Source organism: Streptomyces rimosus, from assembly GCF_008704655.1.
Lineage (GTDB): Bacteria > Actinomycetota > Actinomycetes > Streptomycetales > Streptomycetaceae > Streptomyces > Streptomyces rimosus.
In genome coordinates this window covers 4,940,827-4,952,748 of the sequence record NZ_CP023688.1, presented here as the reverse complement: position 1 = coordinate 4,952,748, position 11,922 = coordinate 4,940,827, and the positions used below count along the sequence as shown (strand labels likewise).

Annotated in this window: 5 protein-coding genes and 4 tRNA genes; 5 read left to right on the top strand and 4 right to left on the bottom strand. The window is 71.2% G+C overall.

Features of this window, described 5'->3' with window-relative positions:
• Positions 1 to 65: 65 nt before the first annotated feature.
• The 3 genes from CP984_RS21035 to CP984_RS21025 form a co-directional block, all read right to left on the bottom strand.
• Positions 66 to 138, bottom strand: a tRNA-Lys gene (locus CP984_RS21035).
• Between the two features lie 230 nt (positions 139 to 368).
• Positions 369 to 2,600, bottom strand: a complete 2,232-nt coding sequence (locus tag CP984_RS21030) for a DEAD/DEAH box helicase (RefSeq protein WP_003980583.1) — start codon at positions 2,598 to 2,600, stop codon at positions 369 to 371.
• Between the two features lie 1,129 nt (positions 2,601 to 3,729).
• A complete protein-coding gene (locus CP984_RS21025; RefSeq protein WP_003980582.1) occupies positions 3,730 to 4,080 on the bottom strand; it encodes a metallopeptidase family protein in 351 nt (116 codons plus the stop codon).
• Positions 4,081 to 4,220: 140 nt separating this feature from the next.
• Here CP984_RS21025 and CP984_RS21020 point away from each other — a divergent pair, with 140 nt between their 5' ends.
• The 4 genes from CP984_RS21020 to CP984_RS21005 all read left to right on the top strand — a co-directional run bounded on the left by CP984_RS21020 (position 4,221) and on the right by CP984_RS21005 (position 6,321).
• Positions 4,221 to 5,879, top strand: coding sequence for a metallophosphoesterase family protein (locus tag CP984_RS21020; RefSeq protein WP_003980581.1), 1,659 nt, complete (start codon positions 4,221 to 4,223; stop codon positions 5,877 to 5,879).
• A gap of 174 nt (positions 5,880 to 6,053) precedes the next feature.
• Positions 6,054 to 6,126: transfer RNA gene (locus tag CP984_RS21015), tRNA-Glu, on the top strand.
• 39 nt (positions 6,127 to 6,165) lie between these two features.
• Positions 6,166 to 6,240: transfer RNA gene (locus CP984_RS21010), tRNA-Asp, on the top strand.
• A gap of 4 nt (positions 6,241 to 6,244) precedes the next feature.
• Positions 6,245 to 6,321 (top strand) — tRNA-Phe (locus CP984_RS21005).
• A gap of 148 nt (positions 6,322 to 6,469) precedes the next feature.
• Here CP984_RS21005 and CP984_RS21000 read toward each other — a convergent pair.
• Entirely contained in the window at positions 6,470 to 7,567 is a 1,098-nt protein-coding gene (locus CP984_RS21000; RefSeq protein ID WP_003980580.1) for an ABC-2 transporter permease, read from the bottom strand.
• Between the two features lie 206 nt (positions 7,568 to 7,773).
• Here CP984_RS21000 and hrpA point away from each other — a divergent pair, with 206 nt between their 5' ends.
• The gene (gene hrpA / locus CP984_RS20995; RefSeq protein WP_003980579.1) at positions 7,774 to 11,817 is read left to right on the top strand and encodes an ATP-dependent RNA helicase HrpA; all 4,044 of its coding nucleotides are present in this window, start codon (positions 7,774 to 7,776) and stop codon (positions 11,815 to 11,817) included.
• The last annotated feature ends 105 nt before the right edge of the window (positions 11,818 to 11,922 follow it).

Sequence of the window (11,922 nt, the reverse complement as noted above, 5' to 3'; positions counted from 1 at the left end):
GACCGGCCTGAGCCGATGGGGTCGCTGCCTCGCAGGTCAGAGGAGGTTTCCTCAACCGATGACGGTGGGCCATCAGGGGCTCGAACCCTGAACCAATGGATTAAAAGTCCACTGCTCTGCCAATTGAGCTAATGGCCCGCACCGAGCAGCATAGCCCGCGTACCCGCCGCAGCCCGAAGGCATTGGCCATCGGAGGGCCGGAGCGGATGCGTCCGCTTCGGGGCGAGGATGGCGGGCGGGCCCGGTGTGCGGCGCGGCGTACGGGTAACGGGCCGTGCGGGAGCCGCAGTTGTGACGCGGGGCCCGCACCGGCTTCCGTGACGATGTACGGAAGTACGGTGCGGGCCCCGCGATGTCACAGACCCGCGTCAGCCGTTGCGCTTCCAGCGCGGCTTGTCGTCACGGCGGCCGAAGGAGCCGGCGCCGTGGCCGCGGTGGTCGTCACGGCGGCCGTACGGACGGTCGCCGCCGCCCGAGCGGTAGCCGCCGCCCGAGGAGGGGCGGTCGTCGCGGCGGTCGCGGTTGTACGGACGGTCGCCGCCACCGGAGCGGTAGCCGCCGCCCGGGCGGCCGCCGGAGCGGTCGTCACGGTTGAAGGAACGGTTCGGGCGGTCGCCGCGGTCGCGGTTGAAGCCGCCGCCCGAGCGGTCGTCACGACGGTCGCGGCTGAAGCCACCGCCGGAGCGGTCGTCACGACGGTCACGGTTGAAGCCACCACCGGAGCGGTCGTCACGACGGAAGCCGCCACGGTCACCCCGGTCGCCACGGTCACCGCGGTCGTCGCGGCGGTCGCGGTTGAAGCCGCCACCGGAACGGTCGTCACGGCGGAAGCCGCCGCCCGAGCGGTCGTCGCGACGGTCACGGTTGAAGCCACCACCGGAGCGGTCGTCACGGCGGTCACGGTTGAAACCGCCACCGGAACGGTCGTCACGACGGAAGCCACCGCGGTCGCCACCACGGTCACCGCGGTCGTTGTCCCGGCGGTCACGGCGCTCGTAGTTGCCCCGCTCGTCGCGGTACGTGGAGCGGCGCGGCGCCTCGTCGGCCTCGGGAGCGGCCTGGGCCGGTACGACGGCCTCGGCGGCCTCCTCCACGGCGGCCTCGGCGGCGGCGATCGCCTCCTCCGGGTCCTCGCCCCGCTCGCGCGCGGCGCGGGCGGTCAGGCGGTTGGCCTCCTCGCGCAGCTCGGCCGCACGGCGCTGCGCGCGCTCCAGCTCGCGGGAGAGCTCCTGGGCCTCGCGCTCGGCCTGCTTGGCGGAGTTGGTCGCCGAGTCGGCCTGCACCTCGGTGAGCGAGCGGGCGCCGGTGATCCGGGCCACGTCCTCGTCGAAGGCGCCGGCGCCGCCGACGATGTGACGCGAGGCGTCCACGCCCGCGTCCTCCATGAGGCGGAAGATCTGGCGGCGCTGGTGCGGCAGGGCCAGCGAGACGACCGTGCCGGACTGGCCCGCACGGGCGGTACGGCCGGAACGGTGCAGGTAGTCCTTGTGGTCGCCGGCCGGGTCCACGTTCAGGACCAGGTCGATGCCGTCGACGTGGATACCGCGGGCGGCGACGTCGGTGGCGACGAGGACGTTGACGTAACCGTCCTTGAAGTCGGCCAGCGTGCGCGTACGGGCGCCCTGCGTCATGCCGCCGTGCAGCGCGTCGGCGCGCACGCCGGAGTCGCAGAGCTGCTCGGCGACGCGGTCGGCGCCGAGCTGGGTGCGCACGAAGATGATGGTGCGGCCCTTGCGGGCGGCGATGGCGGCGGTGACCGGCGCCTTGTCCTTCGGCTTCACGACCAGCACGTGGTGGGTCATGGTGGTGACCGCGCCCTGGGCCGCGTCGACCTCGTGGGTCGCCGGGTCGGTCAGGTAGCGCTTGACCAGGGTGCCGATCTCGTTCTCCATCGTGGCGGAGAACAGCATCCGCTGGCCGCCGGACGGAATCAGGTCGAGCAGCTCGGTGACCTCGGGCAGGAAGCCCAGGTCGGCCATCTGGTCGGCCTCGTCCAGGACGGCGGTCTCGACGTCGTCCAGCGAGCAGGCGCCACGGTTGATGATGTCGCGCAGTCGGCCGGGGGTGGCGACGAGCACGTCGACGCCGCGCTCCAGCGCGTAGATCTGGTTGCCCATGGACGTACCGCCGCAGACGACCTTGAGCTTGAGGCCCAGGACGTCGCCGTACGGCTGCAGCGCGTCACTGACCTGCATGGCCAGCTCACGGGTCGGGGTGAGGATGACGCCGCGCGGGCGCTTCTTCGCGGTGTGGCCGCCGGCCAGGCGGCTGAGCAGCGGCAGACCGAAGGAGAGGGTCTTGCCGGAGCCGGTACGGCCGCGGCCGAGGATGTCGCGGCCGGCGAGCGCGTCGGGGATGGTCGCGGCCTGGATGGGGAACGGGGTGGTGACACCGTTCGCGGCCAGCTTGCGGACGATCTTCTCGTCGAGGCCGAGGTCGGCGAAGGTGATCTGCGGGGCGGCGTCCTCGGGGGACTCGGCCGTCTCGGGGGACTCGGCCTGGGCGGCCGCCTCGGTCACCGTCTCGGCGACGGCCTGGTCCTGCTGGGGGGCCTGCTCGTCGGCCGCGGGCAGGACGGACTGATCAGTGGAAACAGACATGCGAAATGCGAAACCTTCCGGAGTCTCGGCACAGGCACGCGCCCAAACTCCGTGAGACTTCGAAAACGACCGCCTCAATGCGGTCAGCCACGGCAAGGGAGAGAACGCGCCACACGGCGCTCTTCACGCGCCGGGCAAATGGGATCAAACGATCTACCACCATACTCACCTTGGCCCCCGAAAGGCAAATGCCCTCCGAACCACCGTTCGCCACCCGCGCCCCCGCCCGCCTCGTGCGCCCCGCCACCCCGCTCCCCCGCCGCTGCCCTTCAGTCCCGGTTACGGCCTCGCGCCCGTATGCCGTCCGGTCCCGTCCGTACGCAGTCCAGCACCCTTAGTACACCGCCCCGCCCCGTCAGCCCGCGCTCTCCGTCAACCCGAAGTTTCCGGCTGTGACGGACCGGGCGGCCCGGACGTCGGGGACGACGCGGGAGCGCTCGGCTCCGGGTCCGGGGTCGCGCTCGGTGTCGGCTTCACGGTCGGAGTCGTACGGGGCGGCCGGGAGGGCGTCGAGGGCCGGCTGCTGCCGGGCCTCGACGGTGGGGGCGCCGCGGTACGGGAACGCGACGGGCCGGCCTGCGAAGGGCCGGGAACGTCACCCGACGCGGGCTCGGGCTGCGGCTCCGCCGAGCGCTCCGACGGCGCGCGTCCCTTCGCGGGCGCCCCCGCGTGCCCCTCCGCACCGTGTCCGCCGACCATGCGCCCTGCCGTGCGCCGGGGACTTTCCGTACGGCTGTCCACCGCACCGCCGTCCGGCGCGGGCCCGCCGTCGTGCCGTGCGGCCGAACCCGAGGGCCTGGGCGGTTCCGCGTCGCTCACGGCCATGCAGCCGCTCAGCGACGCGGTCAGGGCGGACGCGGCGGCCACGGCGGCGGCGAGCCGGGTCAGGGCCGGTCCGGTAAGGGGGGAAGCGATCGGGCGCACAGGCGGGACCTCCGGATCCGGGGGCGCGGAGACTGCGGAGATGAACGCCCTGCCCAACTCCCGCCGACGGCCGGAGGACACGCGCCGTACGCACCGGATCCGGCCCGTTTTCCCCTGATCACCGCCCCGGACGCCCCCGGCAGCACCCCGAACGCCACGAAAGCCGCGAACCGCCGGTCACCAGGCCCCGAACCCGGCGCGCCCCTCAGCCGTACCCCAGCGCGTGCAGCCGCTCGTCATCGATGCCGAAGTGGTGCGCGATCTCGTGGACGACGGTCACCTCCGTCTCCGCCACCACGTCCTCGCGCGTCTCGCACATGCGCAGGGTCGGGTTGCGGTAGACGGTGATCCGGTCGGGCAGCACGCCCGCGTACCACTCGCCGCGGTCGGTCAGCGGCGTGCCCTCGTACAGCCCCAGGAGATCGGGGTCCTCGGCCGGTGGTTCGTCCTCGACGAACACCGCCACGTTGTCCATCAGCCGTGTCAGCTCCGGCGGGATCCGGTCCAGCGCCTCGGCGACCAGTTCCTCGAACTCCTCGCGCGTCATCTCCAGCACACCCCCCATTGTCCGCCACGCCACGCACGGCAGCGGTACCGGGCGGCCCCGTCGGCGGGGCAGCGGCGCGGCGGTTCCCGGCGCCCTTAACGGGCCGTTTTCCGGGCATGACGGGCGCGGCGCCCGGGAATACGCGCCCAATGGCTCGCGTCGCGCCGCCCGGGGACGACTCCCCGGGCTCCTCCGGCTCCTCCGTGCTCCGGCTGCTCCGTGCCTCGCTCACCCGGGTACGGGGCCTTCCCGCCGCCGTCCTCCGCGACTACCGCTCCCATCACTCCGCCCCCACCAGTACCCTCACCCACACCCCGCACCCGTACGCCCGCGCCCTCGGGCTGCTCGCCGTCACCCTGCTCGGCGCCTGGCTGGGGCTGCTGATCGTCGGCAGCATCCACGCGCCGGTCGGGCCGGTGGACACGAACATGACACTGCGCCCGTCGCTCACCGGCGGTACGAAGATCAATGTCTCGCCGCTGGGCGCCCTGGAACTGCGCAGCCACTACGCGCCGATACGGCTCGATGTCGACGTCGACCGGCTGGATCCCGTACGGTCCCAGGCCCTGGTCGACCACCCGGAACGATTCGCCGGCCTCCAGGAGCAGGTCACCCGCGACGTCATCAGCGGCACCGGCACCCTCGCCTTCCGCTCCTGCGTCGCGGTCGTCTCCGGCGCCACCGCGCTGGGCCTGGCCGTCTACCGCAGGCCGCGCCGCGCGCTGGCGGCCGGCGGGCTGGCGCTCGCCCTGCTGGCCTCGTCCGGCGCCGCCGCGTACGCCACCTGGAACCCCAAGTCGGTCCTGGAGCCGAAGTTCTCCGGGCTGCTGTCCTCGGCACCCTCGGTGGTCGGCAACGCCCGCAACATCGTCAGCGAATTCGATGTGTACCAAAAGGAATTGGCACGCCTGGTCACGAACGTCACCAAGCTGTACGAGGCGACCTCGACGCTGCCCGCGTACACGCCCGACCCCACCACCATCCGCGTCCTGCACGTCTCCGACATCCACCTGAACCCGGCGGCCTGGCAGATCATCAAGTCGCTGGTGAAGCAGTACAAGATCGACGTGATCATCGACACCGGCGACACCATGGACCACGGCTCGGCCGCCGAGAACGCGTTCCTGGACCCGGTCGCCACGCTCGGCGCGCCGTACGTGTGGGTGCGCGGCAACCACGACTCCGCCACCACGCAGAAGTACCTGGCGACCCGCAAGAACGCGACGGTCCTCGACGACGGCCGGGCCGTCAGCGTCGGCGGGCTGCGCATCGCGGGCGTCGGCGACCCGCAGTTCACGCCGGACCGCTCGGTCGTCGAGGAGGGCGACTTCGACGAGCGGACGGCGGGCGGCAAGCTGGCCGACTCGCTCCGTACGCAGCGGCTGGCCGGCACCCCCGTGGACATCGCGCTGGCGCACAACCCGGTCGCGGCGGCCGAAGCCGACGGCCTGGCTCCGCTGGCCCTGGCCGGGCACATCCACCACCGGGAGAACAGCGTGCTCCCCGGGGGCACCCGGCTGATGATCGAGGGCTCCACGGGCGGCGGCGGGCTGCGCGCGGTGCAGGGCAAGAAGCCCGCGCCCGTACAGGCGTCCGTTCTCTACCTGGACCGCCGGACCCGGCACCTCCAGGCGTGGGACGAGATCACGCTCGGCGGGCTGGGCCTGTCGAAGGCCGAGGTCAGCCGTCACCTGCCGCAGGAGAACCGGCCGGGCGCCTCGCCGTCGCCGAGCCCCGGGCCGTCCGGCACCCGTTCCCCGGGCACCTCGGCCACCCCGTCCGGCACACCGTCCCCCAGCTCCCCATAGGCCTCACGACTCGCCCGGGACACCGCCCGCGGGTCGGACGGACCACCCGTCCGGCCGACCCGTCGCGGCCCCCGCCGCCGGGTTCGAACAAACCGTTTTGGCGAACGGTCCCTGCATCCCATATGCTTCTCACGTCCCCGACGGCGCCCCACAAGGCACCAAGGCGGGCCATCAGCCCTCATCGTCTAGTGGCCCAGGACGCCGCCCTTTCAAGGCGGTAGCACGGGTTCGAATCCCGTTGGGGGCACGCATTACCGTGTGCGAGACTTGTTCTCGCACAGTGCAAGGTCCTGTGGAGCAGTTTGGAGTGCTCGCCACCCTGTCAAGGTGGAGGCCGCGGGTTCAAATCCCGTCAGGACCGCTGTGGCTGGGTAGCTCAGTTGGTACGAGCGATCGCCTGAAAAGCGATAGGTCGCCGGTTCGACCCCGGCCCCAGCCACCAGCAGTGGGAAAAGGCCCCGATCTTCGGATCGGGGCCTTTTTCATGCTTCGGGGCCCGTGCTTCGGGTCTCGTTCCTCAGGTCTCCTGCCGGGCCAGGTGGCCGAAGCGGCCGCCCCGGAGGACGGCCGCTCCGTACCTGTACCGCGCGTCAGGCCCCCGGCGCACCCGCCCGGTGCACGCCCGAAGCGAGCGCCCCCACCTCGCGCCCGCCCGGATGCCGGTGCCGCCACGTCCAGAAGACCGCGCAGGAGACCAGCGCCCAGCCCGCCAGCACCAGGAACGGGAAGGCGTGCTGCGAGCCGCCGAAGTAGACGGCGGTGTGCTGCGCGTTGACCGAGGCGCCCGGCGGCAGCCAGCGGCCGATGTGCCCGAGGACGGACGGCAGCAGCGGCCAGGAGACCGCGCCGCCCGAGGACGGGTTGCCCAGCAGCACCATCAGGCCCCATGTCGGGATCATGGCCCAGCGCCCGATCAGGGTGTTGAACATCGTGAAGACCATGCCGGACGTGAACATCGTCAGCGCCAGGATCAGCCAGGACTCCACGAAGGGCAGGTCGAGCGCGCCCAGCAGCCAGTCCACGACCGCGGCGATCGCGAAGGCGCCCAGCAGCGCGTACAGCACGGTGAAGGCGATCCGCTCCAGCGGGTTGAGCCCGCGCGCGTGCACGCTCAGCTGGATCGCGCCGACGAAGCCGATGATCACCGCGGCGAGCGAGATGTAGAAGAGGGCGAGCCCGCGCGGGTCGCCCTCCTGCAGCGGCTTGAGGTCCTTGACCTCCACCGGCACGCCGACCGCCTTGCCCACCTCGGGCCCCGCCTGTTCGAGCACCTGCGCCACCTGGGCGCCCGCCGCCCCGGCCACGTCCAGCTCCACGCTCCGCTCCCGCACCCGCAGGATCGCGAAGACCTCCTGCTCCTCGATGCCCTCCTTGGCCTCGGCGTACGAGTCGTACGCGTGCAGCTGGAGGGAGGCGTTCAGGGCCTTCTCCATGCCGCCGACGAACGCCTTGCCGTGCGGGGATTCCGGCGGGCCGACCACGGCGGTCGGGATGTGCCGCGGGGTCGGGTTGGCCATGGTGTAGGTGTACGAGCCCGCGAAGAGGCCGGCGGCGATGGCGAGGATGAAGACCAGCACGGTGGCGGGCAGGAACGGCGACTTCTTGAACGCGGCCCATCTCTCGGCCTTGGTGGGAGGCCGTCCATGGGCGCCGTGCGGTTGGGGAAGCTCACCGTGCTGATCATCCATAAGGCCACGCTAAATCACCTATCCCGGACATTCCCCTGGTGGTCGGCCCACTGTGTGGGGAATGGGCGAGGGGGTGCGGGGGCTGCGGGTGTACGGGTCCGGGCCTGATGGCGCCTCCCGGATGCGTACCGCGCACCTCTCCTCCGTCCGCCCCGGCAGCAATTCGTTCGCCACCGTATTCGCGGAGGTGAGATCCTGGGTTGCGTATGTCCAGTCAGCCTGCCTCCGCCCGGCCCGACGGTGCCGCCCCCACTCTGCCCGCTCTCCTGGAGCGGCTGCCCGAGCTGATGCTGCGCGACCAGCAGCGGCTGGGGCGCCGGCTCGACGGCGCGCGCCGGATCCGCAAGCCCGAGGCCCGCGCGGCCGTGCTCGCGGAGATCGCCGACGGGATCGAGGAGGCGGAGCTGCGGGTCGCGCAGCGCCGCGCCGCGGTGCCCGCGATCACATATCCGGAGCAGCTGCCGGTCAGCCAGAAGAAGGACGAGATCCTCGAAGCGATCCGCGACCACCAGGTCGTGATCGTCGCGGGCGAGACCGGCTCCGGCAAGACCACCCAGATCCCCAAGATCTGCCTGGAGCTCGGCCGTGGCGTACGGGGCCTGATCGGGCACACCCAGCCGCGCCGGATCGCGGCCCGTACGGTCGCCGAGCGGGTCGCCGAGGAGCTCAGGACACCGCTGGGCGAGGCGGTCGGCTGGAAGGTCCGCTTCACCGACCAGGTCGGCTCCGACACCCTCGTGAAGCTGATGACCGACGGCATCCTGCTCGCGGAGATCCAGACCGACCGCGAGCTGCGCCAGTACGACACGATCATCATCGACGAGGCCCACGAGCGCAGCCTCAACATCGACTTCATCCTCGGCTATCTGGCGCAGCTGCTGCCCCGGCGGCCCGACCTGAAGGTCGTCATCACCTCCGCGACCATCGACCCGGAGCGCTTCGCCCGGCACTTCGGCTCCTTCGCCTCCGTACCGGCGGAAGGGGACGGGGGCGACGCCCCGAGCGCGCCGATCGTCGAGGTCTCCGGCCGTACGTACCCGGTGGAGGTCCGCTACCGCCCGCTCCTGGAGGAGGGCGGCACCGACAGCGACCGCGACCAGATCACCGCGATCTGCGACGCGGTGGACGAGCTGCGGGCCGAGGGCCCCGGCGACATCCTGGTGTTCCTCTCCGGCGAGCGCGAGATCCGTGACACCGCGGACGCGCTCAACAAGAAGAACCTGCCGCAGACCGAGGTGCTGCCGCTGTACGCGCGCCTGTCGCACGCCGAGCAGCACCGCGTCTTCCAGCGCCACACCGGCCGCAGGATCGTTCTCGCGACCAACGTCGCGGAGACCTCGCTGACCGTGCCGGGCATCCGGTACGTGATCGACCCCGGCATGGCCCGGATCTCCCGCTACAGCTACCGCACCAAGGTCCAGCGGCTGCCGATCGAGCCGATTTCGCAGGCCAGCGCCAATCAGCGCAAGGGCCGCTGCGGCCGGACCAGCGACGGCATCTGCATCCGGCTGTATTCGGAGGACGACTTCCTCACCCGCCCGGAATTCACCGACGCCGAGATCCTGCGGACGAACCTGGCCTCCGTCATCCTGCAGATGACCGCGGCCGGCCTCGGCGACATCGAGAAGTTCCCGTTCATCGACCCGCCGGACCGCCGCAACATCAAGGACGGCGTCGACCTGCTGCACGAGCTGGGCGCCATCGACCCGAAGCAGAAGGACCCCAAGAAGCGGCTCACCCAGATGGGGCGCAAGCTGTCCCAGCTGCCGGTGGACCCGCGGCTGGCCCGGATGGTGCTGGAGGCCGACCGCAACGGCTGCGTACGCGAAGTCATGGTGATCGCGGCGGCGCTGTCGATCCAGGACCCGCGCGAGCGGCCCGCCGACAAACAGCAGCAGGCCGACCAGCAGCACGCCCGCTTCAAGGACGAGACCAGCGACTTCCTGGCGTATCTGAACCTGTGGCGGTACGTCCGCGAACAGCAGAAGGCGCTGTCGTCCTCGGCATTCCGCCGGATGTGCCGCAACGAGTACCTGAATTACCTGCGTATACGCGAGTGGCAGGACATCTACTCGCAGCTGCGTACGGTCGCCAAGACGATGGGCGTCCACCTCAGCGAGCAGGACGCGGCGCCCGACCCCATTCACACCTCCCTCCTCTCCGGTTTGCTTTCGCACATCGGCTTGAAGGACACGGAAGCCAAGAACGAATACCTCGGCGCCCGCAGCGCGAAATTCGCGGTCTTCCCCGGTTCGGCGCTCTTCAAGAAGCCGCCGCGCTGGATCATGTCGGCGGAGCTGGTCGAAACGTCCCGCCTGTGGGCGCGGGTGAACGCCAGGATCGAGCCCGAGTGGATCGAGCCGCTGGCCCAGCACCTGGTGAAGCGGACGTACAGCGAGCCGCACTGGGAACAGAAGATGGCCGCGGTGATGGCGTACGAGCGGGTGACGCTGTACGGCGTACCGATCGTCGCCCAGCGGAAGGTGAACTACGGGCGGATCGACCCGGAGACCTCCCGGGACCTGTTCATCCGCAACGCCCTGGTCGAGGGCGACTGGCGTACCCACCACCAGTTCTTCCACGACAACCGCAAACTGCTCGGCGAGGTCGAGGAGCTGGAGCACCGGGCGCGCCGGCGCGACATCCTGGTGGACGACGAGACGCTCTTCGACTTCTACGATCAGCGGCTGCCCGAACATGTCGTATCCGGTGCGCACTTCGACTCGTGGTGGAAGAAGAAGCGTCACGATGAACCGGAGTTGCTCAACTTCGAGCACTCCATGCTCATCAACGAGTCCGCCGAAGCCGTCACCAAGGACGACTACCCGGACTCCTGGCGGCAGGGGAAGCTGAAGTTCCGCGTCACGTACCAGTTCGAGCCGGGTGCGGACGCGGACGGTGTGACCGTCCACATCCCCCTCCAGGTGCTCAACCAGGTCACTTCCGAAGGCTTCGACTGGCAGATCCCGGGTCTGCGTGAGCAATTGGTGACCGAACTGATCCGTTCGCTGCCCAAGCCGATCCGCCGCAACTACGTACCGGCACCGAACTTCGCCGCCCGCTTCCTGGACTCGACGGTGCCCCTCCAGGGCTCGCTGACCACCGCCCTGGCGGCCGGGCTCCAGCGGATGGTCGGCGTCCCGGTCGACCCGGCCGACTTCGACCTGGCCAAGGTCCCGGACCATCTGAAGATCACGTTCCGGGTGGTCGACGAGCGGCGCCGCAAGCTGGCCGAGGCCAAGGACCTCGAAGCGCTGCGGCTGAAGCTCAAGCCGAAGACGCAGGCGGCGCTCACCAAGGCGTTCGCGCAGGCCGCCGAGCGGCCCGCCAAGGAGGGCAAGGGCAGCGGGGCCGGGGCGCCCACCGCCCTGGAGCAGCGCACCGGCCTGACGTCCTGGACGCTCGGCACGCTGCCGCGCACCTTCGAGACCCGGCGCGGCGGACAGCCCCTGAAGGCGTACCCGGCGCTGGTGGACGAGGGCGCGAGCGTGGCCGTACGCCTCTTCGACACCGAGGCGGAGCAGCAGGCCGCGATGTGGGTCGGCACCCGTCGTCTGATTCTGCTGAATATTCCGAGCAACCCAGCCAAGTTCGCGCAGGGAAAGCTCACCAATCAACAGAAGCTCGCACTCTCGGCCAACCCCCATGGCTCCATCCAGGCCCTCTTCGAGGACTGTGTGACGGCCGCCACGGACCGGCTGATCGCCGCCCACGGCGGACCGGCCTGGGACGAGGAGTCCTTCCGCAAGCTCTTCGACGCGGTGCGCGCCGATCTGGTGGACGCGACGATGCGCACGGTCCAGCAGACCCGGGAGGTGCTGGCGGCCTGGCAGGCGTGTGAGCGCCGCCTCAAAGCCACCACCTTCCCCTCCCTGCTCCCCTCCCTCACCGACATCAAGGAGCAGCTGGCCGCCCTGATCAAGCCCGGCTTCGTGACCGCGCACGGCACGAAGCGGCTGCCGGACCTGATGCGCTACCTGGTCGCGGTCGACCGCCGGCTCCAGCAGCTGCCGAACAACGCCGAGCGGGACCGCTCCCGCATGGCGAAGGTCAAGGAGATGCAGGACGAGTACGCCTGGCTGCTGGAGCAGTTCCCGCCGGGCCGGCCGGTGCCCGCCGAGGCCCGGGAGATCCGCTGGATGATCGAGGAGCTGCGGGTCAGCTACTTCGCGCACGCGCTCGGCACGGCGTACCCGGTCTCCGACAAGCGGATCGTGAAGGCCGTGGACGCGGCGGTGCCCAAGGCGTGAGCGGTCCCGGCGGCCCCTCCCGTACGGGCCGCCGGGACCGGGTTCGACCGCACCCCCTGACCTGCTGTAGAGTCTTGCTTCGCAGCACCGCGCAAGCGGAAGCGG